This window comes from Allobosea sp. RAF48, from assembly GCF_052114025.1.
Lineage (GTDB): Bacteria > Pseudomonadota > Alphaproteobacteria > Rhizobiales > Beijerinckiaceae > Allobosea.
Genome location: NZ_JBFRDZ010000008.1, coordinates 185,740 through 209,904, shown reverse-complemented (window position 1 = coordinate 209,904; position 24,165 = coordinate 185,740). Strand labels below are relative to the sequence as shown.

Genomic DNA, 24,165 nt, shown 5'->3' with positions numbered 1-24,165 from the left:
CGTGATCGTGGATCGCCGCCGGCTCCTGGCGGCGGGCGCAGGTTTCTTTCTGGCTCCCGCTGCGCTGGCGCGCCCGTCCCTGTCCGGCGACGCGCCGGGCTACGATATGCGCGAACTCAGCGCCGTGCCCAATGAGCCTGCCATCGGCCGCCGCTATTGGTCTCCGGGTCTGAACGAAGGCTACATTCCCCAGGGCCTGACGGTCTATCGCGACGAGATCCTGATCGCCGCCTATCGCAGCAGCGAGCGTGATCAGGACAATGGTCCGTCCCAGCTCTTTCGCCTGTCCCGCACCGATGGGCGTTTGCTCGGTAGCTTCGCCTTGCCGGCGACCTACGGCCATCCGGGTGGCCTCGCCATGGTCAAGGACACGCTGTTCGTTGCCAATTCGGGACGTCTGCTCGCGCTCGATTTTAAGGAATCCTGCCGCGTTGGCGAATGCGTGCCGCTGAAGGAGGCGCGCGTCGACAAGGCGATGGGACCTTCGTTCCTTGCTGCATCCGGCGACAGGCTCTGGTTCGGTCCCTTCCGCCGCGAGGGCATGCCTAGCCTCCATGCCGTGCCGGTCGCCCGGGTGCTGTCCGGGAGCGAGGCGGCGATCGGCCTCGCGGATGCGGCGGCGACCATCCCGCTGCCGCTCCTCGCGCAGGGCGCGACCTTCGGCGATGACGGGAGCATCTGGATATCGCAGAGCGCCGGCAATCGACCCGCATACCTGTCGAGGCTCGACAGCCGCACCGGCGCCGTCCTGGCGCGTTACGCGGCCCCCGGCGGCATCGAAGACCTCGGCCGCGCGCCGGACGGCAAGCTCTGGGCGGTCAGCGAGGCCGGGACGCAGCGCTGGAACCGCTGGAGCACCTTCTATCCGCTCGTTTTCGAGATCGACCCCGCGAAGCTGGTCGTCGCCTGATCAGCCTTGGCCGGGCGCTGCCGGCGGGCGGGACCAGGGGCCGCGCGCCGCCGTCTCCTCCACCATGGTCTGCAGGTCCTGACGTTCGGCGAGCTTGGGCGGGTGCGGCGGCATCTCCGGCATGCGTCCGCCCGCTGTCTCGATCAGCGCCTGCACGCGCTTGGTGACGGAAGGGTGGGTCGAGAACAGATCGGCGAAATCGTCGGGGTCGTTCTCGAAGCACATGTCCATCACGCCGGAGGGAATGCCGTCGATGTCGGCCCGGCCGGAAATCTTGAGCAGGGCCGAGATCATCGCATCCGGGTTCTTGGTCAGCTCGACCGCTCCGGCATCGGCCAGATATTCGCGCGACCGCGACAGAGACAGCCGGATCAGTACGGCCAGGAACCAGGAAATCGCGATCACCGCGACGCCGATGACGATCGCCAGCCCGTTGCCCTTCTTGGAATCGTCCGACGAAACCCTGATCCTGCTGCGGCCGAAACCGCGGAACACGATCTCGCCGATGAAGGAGACCACGCCGGCGATCACCACCGCGACCACCATCAGCCGGACATCGCCGTTGCGGATATGGGTCAGCTCATGGGCGAGCACCGCCTCGACCTCGGCGTCGTTGAGCTGTGCCAGCAAGCCGCTGGTGACGGTCACGGTGAACTGCTTGTCGTTCACGCCGCTGGCGAAGGCGTTGAGCGCATCGCTCTCCATGATGGCGAGCCTGGGCATCGACAGGCCGCGCGAGATGCAGAGATTCTCCAGCATCCGGTAGAGCTTGGGGTTGTCCGCCTGCGTGATGCCCCTGGCGCCGGTCACCGCGCCGATCAGCGCGACATTGATGCGGAAGCCGACGAAGATCCAGAGGATCGTCGCCAGCGTGATGAAGGGAAACCAGGAGCGGAAGATGCGGTTCGCCTCGCCGAAGACGGTTTGCCCGCGCGGCACGCCGCCATAGCCATACGCGATCAGCAGCAGGCCCCAGGCGGTGAGGTAGACGAGCAGGAAGAGCCCGGCGATCAGGAGGTTGGACCTGATCCGGTTGTTGCGCTGATGGGTATAGAGCCCGAAGGCCTGAGCCATCGCTCGCGCTCCCCCTGCCTGCCGCCGGCAGTCTTGCGCTAGAACTTCACGCTCGGCGCGACCTCGATCTGGGCACGCGCGGTCTCGCCGACATCGAAGAATTCGCGCTGCGTGAAGCCCATCTGCGGGGCGAACAGCACGGCCGGGAAGGCCTGGATCGCCGCGTTGAACTCGCCGACCGCATTGTTGAAGAAGCGCCGCGCCGCCGCGAGCTTGTCCTCGACATTGCCGAGATCCACCTGCAGCTGCTGGAAGTTCGCGCTGGCCTTGAGGTCGGGATAAGCCTCGCCCAGCGCCAGCAGCCGCCCGACGGCACCGGAAAGCTGCTGCTCGGCGGCCGCCTTGTCGTGCACGCCGCTGGCGCCCTGGGCGGCGTTGCGGGCGGCGATCACCGCGTCGAGCGTCGACTTCTCATGTGTCGCATACCCCTTTACCGTCTCGACGAGGTTGGGGATCAGGTCGTGGCGCTGCTTGAGCTGGACGTCGATGTCGGCGAAGGCCTGGTTGACGCGCTGCCGCATCGTCACGAGCCCGTTATAGGTCATGATCGCATAGACGACGAGGGCCACGATCAGCCCGAGTATGACCCAGCCCATGCAAAGCTCCCCTTGTGCCGGCCCTAGAGCATGCACACTGGCACGGCCGGAGACCTCGGAAAAGCGGCAGAAAGCTTGCTCTGACGACCGGAGTGGATTACATCGCCCTTGTCCGAAGGGCCGTGATCGATCATGCGCCGGGGGCGGTCTTCGAGACCTGCTCCCGTTTCGTGCTGGAAGCGGGCCCTTTGGATACGGATCGAACCGGCGGCATGGCGCCTCCGGCCCCGAGTATATCGGGGCGGGATTCCTCCGAGAGGAGAAGCTGACGGTAGCGGTCCGGAACGCAACACCAGCCCAGGCGCCCAAGCCGGACATCCGCGGGATACGCGGCCGGCTCCCAGGAGATTACATGTCTGCAGTTGAAAGCTACAGCGCGGGTCGCGAGGATTTCGCCGCCCTGCTCGAAGAGTCCTTCACCCGGAACGAGGCCCTCGAAGGCTCCGTCATCAAGGGCAAGGTCGTCGCCATCGAGAAGGATATGGCGATCATCGACGTCGGTCTGAAGACCGAAGGTCGCGTCGCGCTCAAGGAATTCACCGGCCCCGGCCGTGAGCAGGAACTGAACGTCGGCGACGAGGTCGAGGTCTATCTGGACCGGATCGAGAACGCGCTCGGCGAAGCCGTCATCTCGCGCGACAAGGCTCGTCGCGAAGAGAGCTGGGTCAAGCTCGAGAAGGCCTTCGAGGCCCGCGAGAAGGTCACCGGCATGATCTTCAACACCGTCAAGGGCGGCTACACCGTCGACCTCGACGGCGCCGTGGCCTTCCTGCCGCGCTCGCAGGTCGACATCCGCCCGATCCGCGACGTTGGCCCGCTGATGGGCCAGCCGCAGCCCTTCGAGATCCTCAAGATGGATCGTCGCCGCGGCAACATCGTCGTGTCGCGCCGCACCGTCCTCGAAGAGACCCGCGCCGAGGCTCGCTCCGAGCTCGTCGCCTCGCTCGAAGAGGGCCAGGTCATCGACGGCGTCGTCAAGAACATCACCGAATACGGTGCGTTCGTTGACCTCGGCGGCATCGACGGCCTGCTGCACGTCACCGACATGGCGTGGCGCCGCGTGAACCATCCGTCCGAGGTCGTGACCATCGGCCAGACGGTCAAGGTCAAGATCATCAAGATCAACCAGGACACGCACCGCATCTCGCTCGGCATCAAGCAGCTGCTGGCCGATCCGTGGGATGGCATTGCCGAGCGTTACCCGGTCGGCACCCGCCTCAAGGGCCGCGTGACCAACATCACGGACTACGGCGCGTTCGTCGAAGTGGAGCCGGGCATCGAAGGCCTGATCCACGTCTCCGAGATGTCCTGGACCAAGAAGAACGTCCACCCCGGCAAGATCGTCTCGACCTCGCAGGAAGTCGACGTCGCGATCCTCGAGGTCGATCCGGTCAAGCGCCGCATCTCGCTCGGCCTCAAGCAGACCCTGCGCAACCCGTGGGAGCTCTTCGCGGAGCAGCACCCGTCGGGCTCGACGGTCGAGGGCGAGGTCAAGAACAAGACCGAGTTCGGCCTGTTCCTGGGTCTCGAAGGCGATATCGACGGCATGATCCATCTCTCGGATCTCGACTGGAACCGTCCGGGCGAGCAGGTCATCGAGGAATACAAGAAGGGCGACGTCCTGCAGGCCGTCGTTCTCGATGTGGACGTCGAGAAGGAGCGTATCTCGCTCGGCCTGAAGCAGCTCGGCGGCGATCCCTTCGTGGATGCCGGCGAGTTCAAGAAGGGTCAGATCGTCACCTGTGAGGTGGTTGAGGTGAAGGAGTCGGGTCTCGACGTTAAGATCGCCGACACCGACATGATGACCTTCATCAAGCGCGCCGAGCTGGCCCGCGATCGCTCCGAGCAGCGCCCCGAGCGCTTCGCGGCCGGCGAGCGCATCGACGCCCGCGTCGTGCTCTTCGACAAGAAGGCCCGCAAGATCCAGGTCTCGGTCAAGGCTCTGGAGATGGCTGAGGAGAAGGAGGCGATCGCCCAGTTCGGTTCGTCCGACTCCGGCGCCTCGCTCGGCGACATTCTGGGCGCCGCGCTCAAGAAGGCCACCGACAAGAAGTGAGGTTTCGGCCGCGGAAGCGGCCGGCCTTCGAATTCGGCCCGCGCGGAGAAATCCGCGCGGGCTTTTGTTTCGGCTGATTATCCTCAGCCCTCATCCTGAGGAGCCGCGCAGCGGCGTCTCGAAGGATGCTCCAGTGCGCTCTGGAACATCCTTCGAGACGCGGGCTGCGCCCGCTCCTCAGGATGAGGGCTGGCCTGTCCATCTCGCGAAAGGAGCCCGCCATGACCCCCGCCGCTATCGGCATCGACTTCGGCACCACCAACAGCGTCGTCGCGTTGGCGGGAGCGGACGGCTCGGTCATGACACGCTCCTTCGTCACCAGGCAGGGCGCGGTCGACGCCTATCGCTCGGCGCTGATGTTCTGGCGCGAGGGGCGCCCGCCCGAGACCCGCGTCACCCATGTCAGCGGCCCCGATGCGCTCGACATGGCGCTGGGAATGACCGCCGAGCACCGCTTCCTGCAGTCGCTCAAGACCCATCTTTCCAGCCGCGCCTTTCAGGAAACCCGGCTGTTCGGCAAGCTTTTCCGGCTGGAGGATCTGATCGGCGTCTTCCTGGCCGATCTCTCGGCGGGCCTCGCCGGTCATGACGCGCTGCCACTGATATCCGGCCGCCCGGTCGTCTTCGCCGGCGAACGGCCCGACGAAGAGCTCGCGGTCGCCCGCCTCAAGGCCTCCTACGGCAAGGCCGGGATGAGCCAAGTCGATTTCGCCTATGAGCCGCTAGGCGCCGCCTATTGGTACGCACGCGATCTCAAGGAGCCGCAGACCATGCTGGTCGCCGACTTCGGCGGCGGCACCAGCGACTTCTCGGTGATGCGCTTTGAGCCGGGGGAGGGCGGCAGGCTTGAAGCCATCCCGCTTTCCCACGCCGGTGTCGGCGTCGCCGGCGACACCTTCGACTACCGCATCATCGAGCACGCCGTTTCGCCGGCGCTCGGCAAGGGCACGGATTATCGCTCCTTCGGCAAGCTCCTGCCGGTCCCCGCGCATTATCACGCCGCCTTCGCGCAATGGCACAAGCTCTCGCTGATGAAGAGCCGCGAGACCATGGCGGAGCTCAATGCCCTGATCCGCGAGGCGGTCGAGCCCGGCAAGCTCGAGGACCTGCTGACGGTGATCGAATACGATCTCGGCTACGAGCTCTATCGCGCCGTTTCTGCCGCCAAGGTCGCGCTCTCCGACAATGAGGCGACCACGCTGAGCTTCGGCCAGATGGGCGTCACCATCGAGAAGCAGATCCGCCGCACCGATTTCGAGCGCTGGATCGCCGACGACGTCGGCGCGATCGAAGCCGCGCTCGACCGCGCTCTGGCGGAGGCCGGTCTCGGCGGGGATCGCATCGAGGCGGTTTTCATGACCGGCGGAACCTCCTATGTCCCGGCGGTGCGCAGCCTGTTCGATCGACGTTTCGGCGCCGGGAAGGTGCATATCGGCGATGCCTTCCGCTCGGTCGCGAGTGGCCTCGCGCTGCTCGCGCTCGACCGGGCGCGCGTCTCGGTCGCGGCCTGAAGGCAAGCTCGCGCCTTGCCGGCCCGGCATGTCGGGTCTACATCACGGACCCGCAGCCGCCGCTCGCTTTCCGTTCGGCCGGGATCGGTCGAGCGAAAAGAATTCGCGCCAAATCAAAAAGTTGAGCATGCTCTGACCGCCAAGTCGGTTGGAACATGCTCCAGGAGTGCCCGATGTCGTCCGATGCCGACTTGCTCGCCGATCGCCGCAGCCTGCGGCGCAAGCTGACGCTCTGGCGCGTGCTTGCCGTGCTCGGTGTGATCGTCGCCGCAGTGGTCGGCGGCCTCGCCTGGAGGGGCGATAGCCCCGTGAGCCTGTCGAGCGCGCATATCGCGCGCGTCACCGTCTCCGGCTTCATCTCCGGCGATCGTCGCACGCTCGACCTGATCAAGTCGGTCGAGGACAGCAGCGTCGTCTCGGCCGTCRTTCTCAGGGTCGACAGCCCTGGCGGCACCACCTCCGGCTCGGAGGCGTTGCACACGGCGCTGCGCCAGCTCGCGGCCAAGAAGCCGATGGTCACCGTGGTCGACGGCGTCGCTGCTTCCGGCGGCTATATCGCTGCCATGGGCGCGGACCGCATCGTCGCGCGCCAGACCTCGCTCGTCGGTTCGATCGGCGTGCTCTTCCAGTTCCCCAATGTCTCGCATCTGCTCGATACGGTCGGCGTCAAGGTCGAGTCGATCAAGTCGAGCCCGCTCAAGGCCGCGCCGAGCGGCTTCGAGCCGACCTCTCCGGAGGCGCGCGAGGCGCTCCAGCGCGTCGTCGACGACAACTACGCCTGGTTCAAGCAGATGGTGCGCGACCGACGTCACCTCGCCGACGCCGAACTGGCCACCGTCTCGGACGGGCGGGTCCATTCCGGCCGCCAGGCACAGGCGCTGAAGCTGGTCGACCAGATCGGCGGCGAGACCGAGGCGATCGCCTGGCTCGAAAGCGAGAGGGGCGTCGCCAAGGATCTCAAGGTGCGGGACTGGCGTCGCCGCAGCGAATCCTCCTCCTTTGGCCTATGGAGCTTGGCCGAGGCGATGGCGCGCGGCGCGGGGCTCGAGGCACTGGCCGCGACGATCGCGCGGGCCGCGGACCAGCCGGTCGGCTTGCGGCTTGACGCGCCCTTGGCGCTCTGGCAGCCTGCCGCTGAAAAGTGATGTTGATACAAATGGTTATACTCCGGCGATGATTAAATCCGAACTCGTTCAGCGGATCGCTGATCAGAACACCCACCTTTATCAGCGCGACATCGAGAACATCGTCTCGGCCATCCTGGACGAGGTCGTGAAGGCTCTCGCGCGCGGCGACAGGGTGGAGTTGCGTGGCTTCGGCGCTTTCTCGCGCAAGGCGCGCTCCGCCCGCGTCGGCCGCAACCCCCGCACGGGCGATGCGGTGGAGGTCGAGGAGAAGTTCGTCCCCGTCTTCAAGACGGGCAAGGAGCTGCGGCTGCGCCTCAACGGCAAGTCGTAAGCCGAGAGCCGGCCGTTCCTGCCGGCACGGAGAACGTGATGAAGGCCTTTCTCAAGGCGTTGGTGCTGGTTCCAGTCGCGCTGCTGATCGTGCTGTTTTCGGTGGCGAACCGCGCGCCGGTGCGGGTTTCTCTCGATCCCTTCAGCCGGGACCTGCCGGCGCTCTCCTATGAGCTGCCGCTCTTCGCCGTGGTGCTGGCGGCGATCGCCGTCGGCGTCCTTGTCGGCGGCCTGGCGTCCTGGGTCGCCCAGGGCAAGCACCGCAAGGCTGCGCGCCGCAATCGTCGCGAGGTCGAGACCCTGCGCTCCGAGACGCAGGCCCTGCGTTCCGCCGTTCCCGATTCTGCCCTGCCGGCCCTGACCAGCGGACGTAATTGATGCGCCTTTTCGATGCGGCCGAGATCGACGCCGCCCTGAGCTACCCCGCCCTGATCGACATTCTCGATGACGCGTTCCGCAGCGAGGTCATCGCCCCCAAGCGCGGGCAATACGCGATCGAGCGGCCGGGCGAGGAAAGCGCCATTCTGCTGACCATGCCGGCCTGGAGCGGGCCGGATGTCGACAAGCCCTATATCGGTACGAAGATCGTCTCGGTCTTCTTCGGCAATGGCCGCCGCAACTTGCCCGGCGTGATGGGCGCCTATCTGCTGATGGATGGCGAAACCGGCGCGCCGCTCGCGGTGATGGACGGCAACCGCCTGACGACCTGGCGCACCGCCGCTGCCTCGGCCCTGGCTTCGCGCTACATGTCCAATCCGGAAGCCAGTCGCATGCTGATGGTCGGGGCCGGCGCGCTTTCGCCCTTCATCATCAAGGCGCATCGCTCGGTCCGGCCGCTGACCGAGATCGCGATCTGGGCCCGCCGTCCGGAGGCGGCCGAGGCTGTCGTCGCCGAACTGGCGAAGGATGGCATCGAAGCCCGTGCCACCATCGATCTCGAAGGCGAGGCGCGCACCGCCGACATCATCTCCTGCGCCACCAATGCGACCGAACCGCTGATCCACGGCCATTGGCTGAAGCGCGAGGCGCATCTCGATCTCATCGGCGGCTTCACCATGCAGATGCGCGAGGCCGATGCCGATGCGCTGCATCGTGCCCGTGTCGTGGTCGATTCCAGCAAGGCGATCGACGAGGGCGGCGATGTCGCCGTCGCGATTGCCGAGGGCAGCTACAGCGCCGACCAGGTCGCAGGCACCTTGGCCGATCTCTGCCATGGCAGGATCGCCGGCCAGATCGAGGGCGGCGGCATCACGCTGTTCAAGTCGGTCGGCGTCGCGCTCGAGGATCTGGCGGCTGCCATCGCGGTCTGGGACAATCGCGCCTGACGCCTGAGCCGTAGCGCGATCCCTGCCGATCAACTGCGCGCGGCTACGCCATAGGCGCGCCGCCGATGGCTCCGAGCAGCCACAGGATCAGCACGATGACGAGGACAAGGCCGAGCACGCCGCCGAGGCCGGCAGTGCCGTAGCTGCGGTGGCCGTAATACCCGCCGCCGCCAAGCAGCAGGATGACGAGCAGGACGATCAGGACGGTGGACATGGTAAGCTCCCGTAAATCGGTGCCCCTGTGGGGGGCGTTCCAACGGGAAACGCCGTCCGGAAATGGTCGGTTCCGAGCAAAGGCCTTCGGGATCATTCGAGCTTGATGCGGGCCCCCCGGATCGGGTCGCCCCATTTCCTCATTTCGGATTGCAGGAAGAGCAGGCCGCTTTCCGTCCCCTCGGCCCGAGGCTGCAATTCGCCGCGCCGCCTGCCCAGCCGTCGCGCTTGACCGCCGCCGAAGGTCGCGGCGATTCTGCCGTCATGCGCAATACCTCCCGAATCGCCGCCCTTCTCGCGTCGCTGGCTCTCCTGCCGACCGCCGCCCTGGCACAGTCGACCGCCGAGCAGGAGGCGAAGACGCGGGCCGCCAACATCGCCGCCTATCCTGATGCCGCCCGTGCGCTCTTCGGCCAGAAGACGACGCCGGCGAGCATGCAGGCGCGCGCCATCGGCTCCTATGCCCGCGGCTGCCTTGCCGGCGCCGAGGCGCTGCCGGTCGACGGGCCGAGCTGGCAGGTGATGCGGCTCAACCGCAATCGCAACTGGGGCCATCCGGTCCTGATCGATTACCTCGAAAAGCTCGCCCGCGACGTGCCTCGCATCACCGGCTGGCCGGGCCTTCTGGTCGGCGACATGTCGCAGCCGCGCGGCGGTCCGATGCTCACCGGCCACGCCTCGCATCAGATCGGGCTCGATGCCGATGTCTGGCTCACGCCGATGCCGAAGGGCCGGATCGACCGCGAGGGGCGCGAGAACATGCCAGCGGTCAACATGGCCCGCGCCGACTGGCGTGACGTCGATCCGCGCAACTGGACCCCGGCCCATACGCGCCTGATCAAGGCTGTTGCCGCCGAACCCCGCGTCGAGCGCATCTTCGTCAATCCGGCGCTCAAGGTTGCACTTTGCCGGGAGGCCGGGGCGGACAAGAGCTGGCTGGATAAGGTGCGGCCGATCTGGGGCCACAACTATCACTTCCACATCCGCATGGCCTGCCCGGCCGGCATGGCGAGCTGCCAGGGCCAGGAGCCGCCGAATTTCGGCGATGGTTGCGGGGCGGAGCTGAGCGGCTGGGTCGAGCGCCAGTATCAGGCGATCTTCAATCCGCCCAAGCCCAAGCCGGGTCCGAAGCCGAAGCCCAAGCCGCCGATGTCGCTCGATGCCCTGCCGCCGGAATGCCGCCAGGTGCTCGTTTCGCACTGAGGTCTCGCCTCAGCGCCTCCGCGGTACGCGCCCTGAGCTGTAGGCGAAGGGGTCGTGCTCGGGGTTGATCGGCATCGCCTCCTCGGAGCCCTGCTGGTCGACGACGCCCGAGCCGCCGCCATCGCCGAGGGCGGCCTCCTCCTCCGAGGGCTCGACCGCGCCGGGCAGGGCGAGCGGCCCGCGCGTTTCGCTTGGCAAGGGCTGAGGCTGGAAGCGTCCCTGGCGCTGGCGCGCGTCATATTGCTCCAGGAAGCGCTGCTGTGCGTCGAGGCTGTTGTCCTGGCCTCGCCCGTTGTTCGCGACCGGATAGCCGCCCTGCACGGCGCCGGGCGGACGCAGGCCTTCGTTCGGCTGGCGTAGCAGCGGCCCGCTGGCATAGGCCGTGGCAGCCGGCGCACTGCCGCGCGGAGATGCCGGGGCGTTCTGAGCCGAGGAATAGGGCCGGGCCGGGTCCGGCGGAGGCAGGTTGTAGTTCGGCGTGTATTTGATGATCGGCTTGCAGATATGCCGTCCCTTCGCGTGGCGGGCGAGGTCGATGTGGAGGTGGTCGTAATGCATCGGATCGGCGCCGGGGCCGAGCACGGTGCCGAAATAGGTGCAGGCGCCGACGAAGATCTCGCGCAGGAAGTTCTGTTCCTCCGGCGAGCCGCGCCAGCCGTCCTTGACGGTGACGACGCGGTTGTCGTTCAGCCGGAAGGAGAAGACGTCGACGGCATTGCCATAGGCATGCTCCGACGTGCGCGTCGTGTAGGTGCCGTTGTTCATCGCGCGGCAGGAATAGGAGCCGGACCGGATCTCGATCACCTGTGCGCCAAGGATGTTCATCGCGGCGGGCTGCACGACCTCGGCGAACCACTGGTCGGTCGTCGCCACGACCGGGCAGGCGAGCAGGGCCGGGCTCGTCAGGCTGACGCTGCCGTTCTGCAGGGCCGTGACCTTCAGCGGCTGCTGCATGCCGCAGATTCCGGGGCCGTCGATCGCCTTGCCACGCAGGCTGACATAACTCGAGATTTGCACCTGGCCGGAGGCCATGCAGGTTGCTTCGGCCTGGTCGCGCCAGGGAGCGCGCTGCGGCTTCTGGAATTTGCCGCAGCCGGCCAGGCCGGCGGCGCCGACCAGACCAAGTGCGAAGAGGGCGAGTTTTGCGCGTCGCATACCCATCAAATGCGAAGCGTTTGGTGAACGGTTTCTCAACCGACTGCGCCCCGGCCGCCACAGCCGGATTAACTTTGACGGGGTGGTGAACCGGCCCTTAATTCGGGCTGGCGGCGCGTTAACCGTCGGTGCCGGGCGCGACCGGGCAGCAGCTCCCAGTCGCGGTGAAGATCAGCCGGCGAAGCCCGGTGGAGAAACATGGCGCCGGCGAGGCGAGGGGTGTGAGAAGACGCTTCTGCGACGTTTTCTCTTTCGAAATATCCCCAAATCTAATCAGTGCTTTAAGCAAGTTTTAAGGATGATCTAGCCTCCGCCGTTGCGCCGCCACCGTCTCGCCCCCTTGCGGCCCCCGTCAGTTCTGCTAGCTTCCGCGACAGGTCAATGACAGGAGGAGGGTGTGATGAGTATCACGCTACGTCTCGACCGATGGATCATGGGTGCGGCCTTCGTGTTCATGATGGCAATCGTTCTGGGAGCGTTCTGACGGGGTCAGTCTCGAAGTCGCTAGGACCACAAGAGTCATGAAAATGCAGCGCCGCCGGGACATCCCGGCGGCGCTTCTGTTTTGATGCAGGGTCGCTCGCTGCGCCTCAGCTTTCGGGGCAGGGTGTTTCGGTGATCTGCCAGGACATCATGTTCACGACCCGTCCGCAGGTCGCCAGCCGGCGGCCCTGAGTGGTCCTGATGCAGGAGTTCGATCCTTCGGCGATCTTGCGGCCATCGTTCCAGCAGAAGCAGAGCGGCTCCGGCGCCTGCGCGAGACGCGGCGGGTCGAGCGCGACGGCTGTTTCGCCAGCTGCAGCGGCTTCGCTGATCAGGAACAACACGGCGAGCGCGAGCAGCCAGCGCAGCGCCCGATGTCGGTGAGGCCTCGGTCCGGATCCGGTCATGGGCTCTCTCCCTGCCTTTAGCATGGCGAGGTCGGCGACCATTTTACCATGCGTGCCCGATCGCGACGAATGATTATGTACTGATTTGAAAGAGTAAGAGATTTCAGTCTGTTAGCCGGCCGAGGCCTTGCGTGGAATGCAATCGCTCTCCATATTCTGGGCCGGTGGGCCCATGGTGGGCTCCGGGAGGAACAATGTCTCTGATTTCGCTCGCCCGTCGTGGACGTGCCGTCGCCCTGGTCGCCGGGGCCCTGTTGCTCGTGCCGCTCGTTGCCGAAGCCCGTCCGGGCGGCGGCCGCAGCTCGGGCAGCCGCGGGTCGTTCACCAACAGCGCGCCGCCTGCGACCAACACGACGCCGGGTGGCGCCCAGACCTTCCAGCGCACGGCTCCCCCCTCGCCGTCGCCGTCCTTTGCCGGCCCTGCCGCAGGCGCGGCTGCCGCGCAGGCGGCTCGCCCGTCCTTCGCCCGCAACATGATGATGGGCATCGGCGCGGGCCTGCTCGGCGCCGGCCTGTTCGGCATGCTCTCCGGCTCGGGTTTCTTCGGCGGCCTGGCTTCGCTTGCCGGCGTGTTCGGCTTCCTGCTGCAGCTCGCGCTGATCGCCGGCATCGTGATGCTCGCCATCCGCTTCTTCCGCCGCCGGTCCGAGCCTCAGCTCGCCGGTGCGGGCGCGCCCTATGCCCGCCAGGGTTATGACGGGCCGCAGCCGGCCGCAGCCCGCATGGGCGGCTTCGGCGGCGGCGCCGCGGCTGCCGCCGCCCAGCCCCAGCCGATCGAGCTCGCCGGCGATGACTTCAACAGCTTCGAGCGCCTGCTCGGGGAGATCAACACCGCCTATTCGAACGAAGACGAGGCCGGTCTGCGCCAGCGCACCACGCCGGAGATGTTCGGGTATTTCGACGAGGACCTGACGGCGAACGCCCGCCGCGGCGTTGCCGACCGCGTCTCCGACGTCAAGCTGCTCCAGGGCGATCTGTCCCAGGCCTGGCGCGAGGGCGACAACGACTACGCCACCGTCGCGATGCGCTTCAGCCTGACGAACGCGCTCTACGATCGCAAGAGCGGCCAGGTTGTCGACGGCAATCCGACGCAGTCCCAGGAGGTCAAGGAATACTGGACCTTCCTGCGCGAGCGCGGCGGCGCCTGGAAGCTCTCGGGCATCCAGCAGGCGGCCTGATCCGCCATCGTGAGAAACCAGAGCGGCCGGGGCAACCCGGCCGTTTTGTTTTGTCCGGCTTTCGGGTGGGCCGCCACAGGATCGGATCGAAAGACGGAATCCACTTTTCGGAACAATCCGGTGCGATAACAGATAGATAGGTCGCCGTTGCCGCGCCCGGCCGGACGCGCGGCGATCTAGCGAAAACCGGCCTATTGCGATACTGGCCAAGCCATGGCGTCTTTGCCGTCGAAAGAGCCCGGAGCCTGCCTGCCATGAGTGATATGCGTCTCGTCGTCGTTGGAGCCGCCGGGCGCATGGGGCGGATGCTGATCCGCGCCATCGATCAGGCCGAGGATTGCCGGCTGGTGGCGGCGATTGAGCGCGTAGGCTCCGCTGCCCTTGGTGCCGATGCGGGCGTGCTCGCCGGTCTGCCCTCGCTCGGCGTCGCCGTGACGAGCGATACCGCCGCTGCCTTCGCCGCGGCGGATGCCGTGCTCGATTTCACCGCACCGGAGGCGACGATCGCTTTCGCCGATCTCGCCGCCGAGGCTGGTATCCTGCATGTCGTCGGCACGACCGGGCTGGAGCCCGCGCATCTCGCTCGGCTGGCCGAGGCGGCGCGCCGCACCCCGATCATCCGCTCCGGCAATATGAGCCTGGGCGTCAACCTGCTGGCGGCGCTGGTGCGCAAGGTCGCCGCGACTTTGGGCACGGACTGGGACATCGAGATCGTCGAGATGCATCACCGCATGAAGGTCGATGCCCCCTCGGGCACCGCGGTGCTTCTGGGCGAGGCGGCGGCGCAAGGGCGCGCCGTCGATCTGGCGCAGCATCGCGTTGCCGTGCGAGACGGCATCACCGGCGCGCGCGAGCCCGGTACGATCGGCTTTGCCGCCCTGCGCGGTGGCACGGTCGTCGGCGACCACAAGGTGATCTTCGCCGGTGCGGGCGAGCGGCTCGAGCTTGCCCATGTCGCCGAGGATCGCAGTCTGTTCGCACAGGGGGCGGTCAAGGCGGCGCTCTGGGGGCGAGGCAGGGCGCCTGGGCTCTACTCCATGGCCGACGTGCTCGGCCTCGATACGCTCTGACCATGACCCGCCTCGTCGTCGCGCCGGGTGTCGTCCACTGGCCGGGCCGGCTCGCGCCGATGGAGCAGGCCGCGCTGCTGGCGGAACTGCGCGCGGTCGCCCGCAAGGCGCCGTTCTTCCAACCGCGCATGCCGAAGACGGGCAAGCCGTTCTCGGTGCGGATGACCAATTGCGGCCCGCTCGGCTGGGTCTCCGACGAGCGGGGGTATCGCTATCAGCCTGAACACCCCGAGACAGGCGAGCCCTGGCCGATCATGCCCGCGCCCTTGCTCGATCTTTGGGGCGAGCTTTCCGGCTATCCGCATCCGCCGGAGGCCTGCCTCGTCAACTTCTATGCCGGTGGCGCGAAGATGGGCCTGCACCAGGACCGCGACGAGCAGGAGTTCGATGCCCCGGTCCTCTCGGTTTCGCTTGGTGACGCTGCGATCTTCCGCATCGGCGGGGCGGAACGCGGCGGCAAGACCACCTCACTCAAGCTCTCTTCCGGCGATGTGCTGCTCTTCGGCGGCGAGGCGCGGTTGGCCTATCACGGCATCGACCGGATCCTCTCCGGTTCCTCGACGCTGCTGCCGGAAGGCGGGCGGATCAATCTGACGCTCAGGCGCGTGACGAAGCCCTGAGTTCGGACCCTAGAGCTTTCCGGGCAGGCCCGGGAATGCCCAGCCCCACAGCAGCGAACCGGCCCTGAGACCGAAGCCGGCGGTCAGGCCGCCCAGCATGACGATCGCGGTCGGAAGGCCGAGCCCGACCAGCAGGGCAGTGACGGCCGCTCCGGCTGTCGCCGCTGTGACATAGAAATCGCGGCTCCAGAGCACCATCGGCCTGTCGCCGGCCAGAATGTCGCGCAGAATGCCGCCGAAACTTGCGGTCATGGCCCCGAGCGCCACGGCGGAAAGAACCGGCGCGCCAGCCGAAAGGCCCTTGAACGTGCCGATGACGGCGAAAAGCGAGAGCCCGGCCGCGTCGGCCCAGATCAGGACCTTGCGGCCGGCCCAGCCTTCGAGGAGGCCGGGCCGGAAATAGGCCGTCGTCCAGGCGCTGAGCGCCACCACGACGCAGACCGCGACATCGGATGGGTCATTCACCCAGAACGCGCTGTTCCCGAGCAGAACGTCCCGCAACGTGCCGCCGCCGGCACCGGTGACGGTTGCCAGCAGGATGAAACCGAACGGGTCCATCCCCTTGCGGGCCGCGACGATCGCGCCGGTCAGCGCGAAGATGGCGACGCCGGCGGCTTCGAACACGGCGTCAGTGCTTGGGCGCGTCGCCGGCCGGCGGTTCCGCCGCCTTTGGCGCGCCGGCGGAGACACCGACCAGCGCCGGGCGCAGAACGCGCTCGCCGATCTTATAACCGACCTGAATCACCTTCGAGACGAGTCCCTTGGCGATCGCGGCGTCGGGTGCCTCGAACATCGCCTGGTGCAGGTTCGGGTCGAACTTCTCGCCCTGCGGATCGATCCGGCGTACGCCGTGACGCTCCAGCGTCTTAAGCAGCTCGCGCTCGGTCAGCTCGACGCCTTCGTAGAGCGTCTTCACGTCGCCTTCGGCACTGTTGCGGGCGGCCTCGGGCAAGCTCTCCAGCGCCCGGCGCAGATTGTCCGAGGAGCCGAGCATGTCGCGCGCGAAGCTCGTCACCGCATAGGCCTTGGCATCGGCGATCTCGCGCTCTGTGCGGCGGCGCAGATTCTCCATCTCGGCCAGGGTGCGCAGCAGCTTGTCCTTGAGGTCGTCACGCTCGGCCTGGAGCTTCGCGACCAGGGCTTCGGTGCCCTCGGCGGCCGTGGCCTGCTCGGTTGCATCGGCCGCGGCTTCGAGATTGGGGTCTTGCGTCGCAGGGTTCTGCGTCATCGTATCTTCAGGTCCCTTTGTCTGGCTGGCTGCGCCGCTCCTTGCAGAGCCGGGGCCGATCATATTGGGGCGCAGCCGCGTTCGTGCCGGATATCGGCCTTATAGCCCGTTAAATCAAGCGCGAGCTGGCACTTTCACCTTGGCCGGCGCCGGCTTCTCGGCCTCGAGCTTGAAGACGTCGAGCAGCGCCTTGCGGATCGAGAGCTGTCGTCCGGTCGAGACTATCTTCGCATGGGTCAGGTCGGTGACGTAGAAAACGTCGACCGCCTTTTCGCCGAAGGTCGCGATATGGGCCGAGGCGATATTGAGGTTGAGCTTCCCGATCGCGGTGGTGAGATCGTAGAGCAGGCCCGGCCGGTCGAGGCCGGAGACCTCGAGCACGGTGTGGCGCGTCGACAGCACGTTGTCGATGATGACTTCCGGCTGCACCTGGAAGGTCTGGCCGCGTGGCGGCGGCGCCCGGCGCTGGGCCACCAGATCGGCGATCTTGATCTCGCCCTTCAGCGCCCGCTCGATCGCGGCCGCGATCCGCTCGGCCCGGCGCAGCTCGTCGTCGTCGCGGTCGAAAGCGCGCGAGACCGAGATGGTATCGAGCACGAGCCCGTCGCTGGTGGTGAAGATCTGGGCGTCGACGATGTTGCCGCCGGCCGCCGCGCAGGCTCCGGTGACGATGGCGAGCAGGCGCGGATGGTCCGGCGCCAGCACGGTGAGCTCGGTCACCCCGCGGAACTTGTCCGTCTCGACGATGGTCGCGGTCGTCCGCCCTGCCTGTTCGGCCTCGCGCAGGAAGCGGGCGTGCTTTTCCTGCCGGTCGGGATCGACCTTGATCCAGTAGGCCGGGTAGTGGCGCGCGATATAGGCGTCGCGCTCCTCCGCGCTCCAATCCGCCAGGCGCTGACGCAGCGCGTCCTGCTTCATGGCGACGCGCGCCTTGCGCTCGACGGCCGAATGGCCGCCTGCCAGCACGAGCTCGGTCTCGAAATAGAGCGTGCGCAGCAGCTGGCCCTTCCAACCGTTCCAGACGCCGGGACCGACTGCCTTGATGTCCGCCACGGTGAGAATGAGCAGCAGCTTCAGCCGCTCCAGGGTCTGCACCGTCGCGGCGAAGCTCTCGATCGTCTTGGGGTCACCCAGGTCGCGGCTCTGCGCCACGGTCGACATATCGAGATGGTGCTCGACCAGCCAGGCCACGGTTTCGGTCTGCGCGCTGGTCAGGCCGAAGCGCGGGCCGAGCTTGCGGGCAATGCGGGCGCCGGCGAGCGAATGGTCCTCCGGCCGGCCCTTGGCGATGTCGTGCAGGAACAGGGCGACATAGAGCGCACGCCGGTTGGCGACGGTCGGCATGATGTCGTTGGCGAGCGGGTGTTCGGCCTGGAGCACGCCAGCGTCGATCTCGGCCAGCACGCCGATCGCCCGGATCAGATGCTCGTCCACCGTATAGTGATGGTACATGTTGAACTGCATCATCGCCACGACCCGGCCGAAATCCGGGATGAAGCGGCCGAGCAGGCCGGATTCATTCATGCGGCGGAGCACCACCTCCGGCGAGCGCCGGGCGGTGAGGATTTCGAGGAAGATGCGGTTGGCTTCCGGGTCGTTGCGCAGGCCCGGCGTCACCAGTCTGAGCGACTGCGTCACCAGGCGGCTTGCACCGGGGTGGATCGCGAGATCCTCGCGGCTGGCGATTTCGTATAGCCGCAGCAGATTGACCGGGTCGCGCTCGAAGGCGCTGTCGTCGACGACGTTGAGCCGCTGGCTCGTCAGCTTGAAGTCGCGATGGCCGAGGGAGCGCTCACGCTTGCGCTTCGCCAGGGTATCGAAAAGCCGGGAGAGCGTCGCGCGCGGCTTCTGCTGGCGCGCTTCCAGCGCCGCGCAGACGATGGCGGTGAGGTCGCCGACATCCTTGGCGATCAGGAAGTAGGCCTTCATGAAGCGCTCGACGGGGGCTTGGCCGCTGCGGCCGACATAGCCGATTGCGGCGGCGACCTGGCGCTGCAGGTCGAAGGAGAGCCGCTCCTCGGCGCGTCCGGTGATGAAATGCAGCCAGCAGCGTACGCGCCAGAGGAACTCCTCCGAGCGCTGGAACATCTGCAGCTCGTCCTCGTCGAAGAGCCCGGCCGCGACCAGTTCGCGCACGTCATCGACGCGGTAGGAATATTTGGCGATCCAGAACAGCGTATTGAGGTCGCGCAAGCCGCCCTTGCCGTCCTTGACGTTGGGCTCGACCAGATAGCGCGACGCGCCGGCCCGTTGCACCCGCGTCTCGCGCTCGGCGAGCTTGGCCTCGGTGAAGGCGGCGGCCGTGCCCTCGACCACCTCAGCATTGAAGCGGCGGGTCATCTCGTCGAACAGCGCCCGGTCGCCCACCAGGAAGCGTGCCTCCAGCAGGGCGGTGCGGATCGTCATGTCCGCCCGCGCCTCGCGCACGCAATCATCGACCGAGCGCACGGAATGGCCGACCTTCAACTTCAGGTCCCAGAGCGGATAGAGCATGGATTCGACCACGCTCTCGCCCCAGGCGGTCTGCTTATGCGGGAAGAGGAAGAGAAGATCGACGTCCGATCCGGGCGCCAGCGTGCCGCGGCCATAGCCGCCGACGGCGACCACCGCGATCCGCTCCGATTGCGAGGGGTTGTCGGCCGGATAGAAATACGAAGTCGCGGCCTTGTGCAGCCCGATGACGACCGCATCCATCACGGCCGAGAGCCGGTGCGCGCAGGAAAGCCCGCCGCGCGGACCGGTCAGGATCGCCTTGGCCGAAACCCGGCCATCGTCGAGCAACTGCCGCAGCGCCGCCACCAGCAATTGCCGCTTCTCCGCCTTGTCCTTCCGCCGCGCCGCCTCGAACAGTCTCGCGATGCCCGCCTCCGGATCGTGCAGCATGTCGGAGAGGGCAAGTGCGGGCGCTGTCGAGGAGGCTGTCACGTGGGCACGGTTCCGTCGTCTGCCATTTGTTCTAGCACGCGGGGAAAGGGGACGAGAGAACTAAATTCTACAGCCTGTATACGGTAATGATGCAGTTGCCGATCACGATTGTGTTGTTCGACAAACAGAACGACTGGACCTAAAAGGCGGATGCGCGCCGATTTGAGCCACCAGCTTGCGGGCGCGAAATAAGTGCAGCTAAAGCGTGGGGCCAAGGACGCCACCCGTCCCGATTCCTCGCGTCGTCGAAATGAGGGATCGCATCAATGACAAGCATCACCCGCCGCCTCGCGAAGCGCGAAACGCGAGGCGCTGCGCGCGGTCGACCGCTCCCTGCGCGACGAGGCGCCGCATCAGGAAAGGACGGTCGAGACGGCCGGCATGTCGTTTGACAAAGCGGACGTTCGGACCTTAGAAAAGGACACGCGCCGATTTGAGCCTCAGCTTGCGGGCGCGAAACAAATGCAGCTAAAGCGCGGGACGACGGGACGGCCTGCTGCCGTCCGCGCTCCTTCCGCCTTGTTCATGGATGGAGCCAGCAATGTCGGCCGCTCTTCACACTCTCTCCCGCTCTCCCGAGACCGTTCCGCCGCGCCCTGCTGCCGGCGAGATCGTCGCCCTGCTAGGCGCGTCCGAGGTGCGGCGGGCGGCGCTGCGTGCGCTTGCCGGCCTGCGGACCGATGAGGGTGAGGTGCCGACGGCCGAAATCGGCCTGCTCTGCGCGCGGCCGCGCTTCTTCCCTTGGCTCGATCTCACCGAGAACCTGGCTTTCGTCCTGCCGAAGGCGACGCCGTTCGAGCGCGAGGGCCTGATCGCCAATGTGCTGGTGCGCCTTGGCCTCGCGGGGCAGGCGACGCAGCGGCCGGGCGCGCTCTCGCCCGAAGGGCTGCTGCGGCTCGCCATTGCCCGCCTTCTGTTGGTCAGGCCGCGGCTGCTGCTGGTCGATGAGCCCTTTGCGGCGCTCGATGCCGAAACCCGCAGCCGGCTCGCCGCCTTTCTGCCGGAGCTCTGTACGCAAGCGCGACCCGCCGTCGCCATCGCCACCGGTTCCGTCGAGGAGGCCTTGCGGTTGGCCGATCGCATCCTCGTCCTGCCACGGCAGCCGGGGCCGCCCGCCTTCAGCCTCGACAATCTGCTGGCCCGTCCGCGCGAGGAGGGCTCCGTCGGCTTCGTCACCCTGCGGCGCGAATTGCGCCGGGCGCTCGACAAGGAAAACCGGCACGCCGCGCCGGAGGTGGAGGCGGCGGCCTGAAGCGGCTACAAGCCGGCGGACCGCTTCACGAGGATCACGATCATGGACGTCACCGCTCTGCGCGCCCTGCAGGCGCCGCTCAAGGACGAGTATCGGACCAATCCCGAGGCCGCCGTCATCACGCTCAAGGCCCATGGCGAGCTCGACGACCAGCATATCGCCTGCAAGGTCGAGACCGGCCGCGCCATCGCGCTTGCGGGCCTGCATCCGGCGACCGGCGGTTCGGGCGCGGAGCTCTGCTCGGGCGATATGCTGCTGGAGGCTCTGGTCGCCTGTGCCGGCGTGACCCTGAAGGCGGTGGCGACCGCGCTCGAGATCGAGTTGAAGAAGGGCGTGGTGCGCGCCGAGGGCGATCTCGACTTCCGCGGCACGCTCGGCGTCGCAAAGGATGCAGCCGTCGGCTTCAAGGCGATCCGCCTCTCCTTCGATGTCGAGACCGATGCGCCGCAGGAGAAGCTCGACACCCTGCTCAAGCTCACCGAGCGCTACTGCGTCGTCTTCCAGACGCTGAACGTGAAGCCCGAACTGTCGGCGGTGCTCAACCGGAGTTGATCACTCCGCCGCGGCCTTCAGCTCCAGTCCCTTGGCGAAGGGCAGCTTCGGCTCGCTCTTCTCGTCGTCGAAATCGAGCGCGCCGATCTTCTCGGCGCGGCTCGTGACTTTGCCGGCCGAGGTCTTGATCTGGCCGACATCGTCCTGCGCCTGGCGGAAATGATTGTCGAGCTTATCGACGCGTTCGCCGAGCCGGCGCACATCGTCAAGCAGCTTGCCGACTTCGGTCTGGATGACCTGCGCCTCCTCCCGCATTCGCGCGTCGCGCACCAGCGACTGCATCAGCTGGATCGCCAGCGCCAGCAGCGAGGGGGAGACGATCATGATACGGGCCCGATGCGCCCGCTGCACGACATCGTCGAAATGCTCGTGCAGATCGGCATAGATCGATTCCGAGGGCACGAAGAGCAGCGCGACGTCCTGTGTTTCGCCGGGCAGGAAATAGCGCTCGGCGATGTCCTTCACATGCACGCCGACATCGCTGCGCACGCGCTGGCCGGCGGCCTTCTTCGCCTCCTCGCCACGCGCCTCGCGCAGCAGCGTGAAGCTCTCCAGCGGGAACTTGGCGTCGATCACAAGGCCACGCCCGTCGCCGGGCAGGGTGACCAGGCAGTCCGGCCGGCGCCCGTTCGAGAGCTGCGGCTGGAAGGCGAAGAAGGCGGCGGGCAGCCCGTCGCGGATGATCGCTTCCATCCGGCCTTGGCCATAGGCGCCGCGCGCCTGCTTGTTGGCGAGCACGTCCCGGAGTGTCACCACCTCGGAGGTCAGGTCTGTCAGGTTCTTCTGGGCGGTGTCGATCACCGCCAGCCGCTCCTGCAGCTTGCCGAGGCTCTCGGTTGTCTGGCGGACGTTCTGCTCCAGGCCTTGCCCGACCTTGTGGCTCAGCCCGTCCATCCTGTCGGCGACGAGCCGGGCGAGGTCGCCCTGCCTTGTCGAGAGGATTTCCGCCATCGACTGCATCCGGCCGGCGAGCTCGGCCTGCTGGCGGTTCATCTCCGCGACCTTGTCGTCCATCTCGCGGGCACGTTCCGCTGCCATCGCGGCCTCGATCGCGCGGTTCTTGCCGCCTCGCCAGCCAGCGATCACCGCCATGAACAGCAAGACGAGGCTCAAGCCCGCGAAGCCGAGGGCGGCCTCTGCCCATGTCACCGGGCGTTCAAGCAGGGTGAAGGCGATCTCGTTCATGCGCGGAGCCTAGCCGATTCGATGTAGAATAGCGAACGAAAGCGGAACAGTTTGACCGCTCTCTCACAAATGCTTATGTCCCGGGCTCAACAGCTCTTTCTCTTTGGAATCCCATGTCCGTTCGCCCGCTCGTCATCCTGCCCGACGCCCAGCTTCGCCTCGTTTCGAAGCCGGTCGCGGCTATCACGCCCGAGATCCGGACGCTGGTCGAGGACATGTTCGAGACGATGTACGACGCGCCCGGCATCGGGCTCGCCGCGATCCAGATCGGCGCGCCGCTGCGCGTCGTGACGATCGACCTGTCGAAGCCGGAGACGAAGGAGGGCGAGGAGCCGGAGCCGAGGAAGCCGCAGGTCTTCATCAACCCGCAGATCACCTGGTCCTCGGAGGAACTCAGCGCCTACGAGGAGGGCTGCCTCTCGATCCCCGAGTATTACGAGGAGGTCGAGCGCCCGGCCAAGGTCAAGGTCCGCTACATGGACCTCGACGGCAAGACACATGAGATCGCGGCTGACGGTCTGCTCGCCACCTGCCTCCAGCACGAGATCGACCATCTCGACGGCGTGCTCTTCATCGATCATCTCTCGCGGTTGAAGCGCGAGCGCGTCACCAAGAAATTCGCCAAGGCGGCCAAGCGCGAGCGGGCCGCGTAATCGACAGGCATCATCCGGGCCCTCATCCTGAGGAGCCGCGGCACGCGGCGTCTCGAAGGATGCTTCAGGAGGTTACTGGACCATCCTTCGAGACGCAGCCTCCGGCTGCTCCTCAGGATGAGGGCTGTTTCATTCTTTCCGGTGCCATGCCGGAGCTGAGGTAAAGTCGAGCGTATGAGTTTGCGCGTCATTTTCATGGGCACGCCGGATTTCGCCGTGCCGGTGCTGACGGAGATCGTCGGCCAGGGGCATGAGGTCGTCTCCTGCTACACCCGCGCTCCGGCGCAGGCCGGCCGCGGCCTCGATCTCAAGCCCTCGCCGGTGCACAGGGCGGCCGAGCGCTTCGGCATCCCGGTCTTCACGCCCGCGACGCTGAAGACGCCGGAGCAGGCCGAGATCATCGCCTCGCATCAGGCCGATGTCGCCGTCGTCGTCGCCTATGGCATGATCCTGCCGCAGGCGATCCTCGACCTGCCCGAGCTCGGCTGCCTCAATCTTCATGCCTCGCTGCTCCCGCGCTGGCGCGGCGCCGCGCCGATCCAGCGCGCGATCATGGCCGGGGACGCCGAAACCGGCGTCTGCGTGATGAAGATGGAGGCCGGGCTCGATACCGGCCCCGTCGCCATGGTCGAGACATTGCCGATCGGCCCGGATCTGACCGCCGGCGAATTGCATGACCAGCTCAGTATCCTCGGCGCCGATCTGATGGTGCGGGCGCTCGCCGCCCTCGGTCGCGGCGGCCTGCAGTTCACGCCGCAGCCGGAAGAGGGCGTCACCTATGCCGCCAAGATCACCAATGCTGAGGCGAAGTTGAGCTGGACGCTGCCGGCACAGCAGGTGCATGACCGGGTGCGCGGCCTCTCGCCCTTCCCGGGCGCCTTCGCCGAGATCGACCTCGGCAAGGGGCCGGAGCGGCTGAAGATCCTGCGTACCGCGCGCGCCGGCGGCGCGGCCGAGCCCGGCACGCTGCTTGACGACGAGGGCACGGTCGCCTGCGCCGTCGGCGCGGTGAAGCTGCTGCAGGTCCAGCGCGCCGGCAAGGCGCCGATGAGCGGGGCCGAGTTCCTGCGCGGCGCCCGGCTCGGGGCCGGCGACAAGCTCTGAATCGATGA

24 protein-coding genes are annotated in these 24,165 nt (G+C 67.2%); 15 read left to right on the top strand and 9 right to left on the bottom strand.

What is annotated here, in order from left to right; genetic code table 11:
• Position 1 precedes the first annotated feature (1 nt).
• The gene (locus AB4Z10_RS16955; protein ID WP_441471547.1) at positions 2-910 is read left to right on the top strand and encodes an NHL repeat-containing protein; all 909 of its coding nucleotides are present in this window, start codon (positions 2-4) and stop codon (positions 908-910) included.
• On the opposite strand, the gene AB4Z10_RS16950 is transcribed toward AB4Z10_RS16955, so the two are convergent.
• The gene (locus AB4Z10_RS16950) at positions 911-1,984 is read right to left on the bottom strand and encodes a M48 family metallopeptidase (protein WP_441471546.1); all 1,074 of its coding nucleotides are present in this window, start codon (positions 1,982-1,984) and stop codon (positions 911-913) included.
• 38 nt (positions 1,985-2,022) lie between these two features.
• Positions 2,023-2,580 carry a LemA family protein gene (locus AB4Z10_RS16945; protein WP_441471545.1) on the bottom strand — a complete coding sequence of 186 codons (558 nt, stop codon included), beginning with the start codon at positions 2,578-2,580 and terminating at the stop codon, positions 2,023-2,025.
• A gap of 352 nt (positions 2,581-2,932) precedes the next feature.
• On the opposite strand from AB4Z10_RS16945, the gene rpsA reads away from it, so the two are divergent.
• The 6 genes from rpsA to lhpI all read left to right on the top strand — a co-directional run bounded on the left by rpsA (position 2,933) and on the right by lhpI (position 8,929).
• Entirely contained in the window at positions 2,933-4,636 is a 1,704-nt protein-coding gene (rpsA, locus tag AB4Z10_RS16940; protein WP_441471544.1) for a 30S ribosomal protein S1, read from the top strand.
• A 221-nt stretch (positions 4,637-4,857) separates the two neighbouring features.
• A complete protein-coding gene (locus AB4Z10_RS16935; protein WP_441471543.1) occupies positions 4,858-6,147 on the top strand; it encodes an Hsp70 family protein in 1,290 nt (429 codons plus the stop codon).
• A gap of 173 nt (positions 6,148-6,320) precedes the next feature.
• The gene (gene sppA / locus AB4Z10_RS16930; RefSeq protein WP_441471542.1) at positions 6,321-7,292 is read left to right on the top strand and encodes a signal peptide peptidase SppA; all 972 of its coding nucleotides are present in this window, start codon (positions 6,321-6,323) and stop codon (positions 7,290-7,292) included.
• 28 nt (positions 7,293-7,320) lie between these two features.
• Positions 7,321-7,605, top strand: a complete 285-nt coding sequence (gene ihfB, locus AB4Z10_RS16925) for an integration host factor subunit beta (RefSeq protein ID WP_149133844.1) — start codon at positions 7,321-7,323, stop codon at positions 7,603-7,605.
• A 38-nt stretch (positions 7,606-7,643) separates the two neighbouring features.
• The gene (locus tag AB4Z10_RS16920; protein WP_441471541.1) at positions 7,644-7,982 is read left to right on the top strand and encodes a LapA family protein; all 339 of its coding nucleotides are present in this window, start codon (positions 7,644-7,646) and stop codon (positions 7,980-7,982) included.
• Positions 7,982-8,929 (top strand): bifunctional Delta(1)-pyrroline-2-carboxylate/Delta(1)-piperideine-2-carboxylate reductase, encoded by a 948-nt coding sequence (lhpI, locus tag AB4Z10_RS16915; protein ID WP_441471540.1) that lies wholly within the window; start codon positions 7,982-7,984, stop codon positions 8,927-8,929. The genes AB4Z10_RS16920 and lhpI overlap by 1 nt, the downstream gene beginning before the upstream one ends.
• Positions 8,930-8,972: 43 nt before the next feature.
• On the opposite strand, the gene AB4Z10_RS16910 is transcribed toward lhpI, so the two are convergent.
• Positions 8,973-9,143, bottom strand: coding sequence for a DUF3309 family protein (locus AB4Z10_RS16910; RefSeq protein WP_441471539.1), 171 nt, complete (start codon positions 9,141-9,143; stop codon positions 8,973-8,975).
• A 263-nt stretch (positions 9,144-9,406) separates the two neighbouring features.
• Here AB4Z10_RS16910 and mepA point away from each other — a divergent pair, with 263 nt between their 5' ends.
• Entirely contained in the window at positions 9,407-10,345 is a 939-nt protein-coding gene (mepA, locus tag AB4Z10_RS16905; RefSeq protein ID WP_441471538.1) for a penicillin-insensitive murein endopeptidase, read from the top strand.
• A gap of 9 nt (positions 10,346-10,354) precedes the next feature.
• Here mepA and AB4Z10_RS16900 read toward each other — a convergent pair whose 3' ends face one another.
• Together AB4Z10_RS16900 and AB4Z10_RS16895 are read right to left on the bottom strand one after the other, a co-directional pair.
• On the bottom strand, positions 10,355-11,506 hold the full coding sequence (locus AB4Z10_RS16900; RefSeq protein WP_441471537.1) for an extensin-like domain-containing protein: 1,152 nt from the start codon (positions 11,504-11,506) through the stop codon (positions 10,355-10,357).
• 584 nt (positions 11,507-12,090) lie between these two features.
• Complete coding sequence (locus tag AB4Z10_RS16895; RefSeq protein ID WP_441471536.1) at positions 12,091-12,390, bottom strand: hypothetical protein; 300 nt, start codon at positions 12,388-12,390, stop codon at positions 12,091-12,093.
• A gap of 194 nt (positions 12,391-12,584) precedes the next feature.
• Between AB4Z10_RS16895 and AB4Z10_RS16890 the strand changes: the two genes are divergently transcribed.
• The 3 genes from AB4Z10_RS16890 to AB4Z10_RS16880 all read left to right on the top strand — a co-directional run bounded on the left by AB4Z10_RS16890 (position 12,585) and on the right by AB4Z10_RS16880 (position 15,258).
• Positions 12,585-13,568, top strand: a complete 984-nt coding sequence (locus AB4Z10_RS16890) for a Tim44 domain-containing protein (protein ID WP_441471535.1) — start codon at positions 12,585-12,587, stop codon at positions 13,566-13,568.
• A gap of 263 nt (positions 13,569-13,831) precedes the next feature.
• Positions 13,832-14,638, top strand: coding sequence for a 4-hydroxy-tetrahydrodipicolinate reductase (gene dapB / locus AB4Z10_RS16885; protein ID WP_441471589.1), 807 nt, complete (start codon positions 13,832-13,834; stop codon positions 14,636-14,638).
• A gap of 2 nt (positions 14,639-14,640) precedes the next feature.
• Positions 14,641-15,258 (top strand): alpha-ketoglutarate-dependent dioxygenase AlkB family protein, encoded by a 618-nt coding sequence (locus tag AB4Z10_RS16880; protein WP_441471534.1) that lies wholly within the window; start codon positions 14,641-14,643, stop codon positions 15,256-15,258.
• A 9-nt stretch (positions 15,259-15,267) separates the two neighbouring features.
• Here AB4Z10_RS16880 and AB4Z10_RS16875 read toward each other — a convergent pair whose 3' ends face one another.
• The 3 genes from AB4Z10_RS16875 to AB4Z10_RS16865 all read right to left on the bottom strand — a co-directional run bounded on the left by AB4Z10_RS16875 (position 15,268) and on the right by AB4Z10_RS16865 (position 19,369).
• Positions 15,268-15,882 carry a trimeric intracellular cation channel family protein gene (locus tag AB4Z10_RS16875; protein ID WP_441471533.1) on the bottom strand — a complete coding sequence of 205 codons (615 nt, stop codon included), beginning with the start codon at positions 15,880-15,882 and terminating at the stop codon, positions 15,268-15,270.
• 4 nt (positions 15,883-15,886) lie between these two features.
• Positions 15,887-16,486 (bottom strand): nucleotide exchange factor GrpE, encoded by a 600-nt coding sequence (gene grpE / locus AB4Z10_RS16870; RefSeq protein ID WP_441471532.1) that lies wholly within the window; start codon positions 16,484-16,486, stop codon positions 15,887-15,889.
• 114 nt (positions 16,487-16,600) lie between these two features.
• Complete coding sequence (locus AB4Z10_RS16865; RefSeq protein WP_441471588.1) at positions 16,601-19,369, bottom strand: [protein-PII] uridylyltransferase; 2,769 nt, start codon at positions 19,367-19,369, stop codon at positions 16,601-16,603.
• 583 nt (positions 19,370-19,952) lie between these two features.
• Here AB4Z10_RS16865 and AB4Z10_RS16860 point away from each other — a divergent pair.
• Both AB4Z10_RS16860 and AB4Z10_RS16855 read left to right on the top strand, forming a co-directional pair.
• Positions 19,953-20,663 carry an ATP-binding cassette domain-containing protein gene (locus AB4Z10_RS16860; RefSeq protein WP_441471531.1) on the top strand — a complete coding sequence of 237 codons (711 nt, stop codon included), beginning with the start codon at positions 19,953-19,955 and terminating at the stop codon, positions 20,661-20,663.
• A gap of 42 nt (positions 20,664-20,705) precedes the next feature.
• The gene (locus AB4Z10_RS16855) at positions 20,706-21,215 is read left to right on the top strand and encodes an OsmC family protein (RefSeq protein ID WP_441471530.1); all 510 of its coding nucleotides are present in this window, start codon (positions 20,706-20,708) and stop codon (positions 21,213-21,215) included.
• On the opposite strand, the gene AB4Z10_RS16850 is transcribed toward AB4Z10_RS16855, so the two are convergent.
• The gene (locus tag AB4Z10_RS16850) at positions 21,216-22,400 is read right to left on the bottom strand and encodes a DNA recombination protein RmuC (RefSeq protein WP_441471529.1); all 1,185 of its coding nucleotides are present in this window, start codon (positions 22,398-22,400) and stop codon (positions 21,216-21,218) included.
• A gap of 113 nt (positions 22,401-22,513) precedes the next feature.
• Between AB4Z10_RS16850 and def the strand changes: the two genes are divergently transcribed.
• Both def and fmt read left to right on the top strand, forming a co-directional pair.
• The gene (gene def, locus AB4Z10_RS16845) at positions 22,514-23,053 is read left to right on the top strand and encodes a peptide deformylase (RefSeq protein WP_441471528.1); all 540 of its coding nucleotides are present in this window, start codon (positions 22,514-22,516) and stop codon (positions 23,051-23,053) included.
• A 174-nt stretch (positions 23,054-23,227) separates the two neighbouring features.
• A complete protein-coding gene (gene fmt / locus AB4Z10_RS16840; protein ID WP_441471527.1) occupies positions 23,228-24,157 on the top strand; it encodes a methionyl-tRNA formyltransferase in 930 nt (309 codons plus the stop codon).
• The last annotated feature ends 8 nt before the right edge of the window (positions 24,158-24,165 follow it).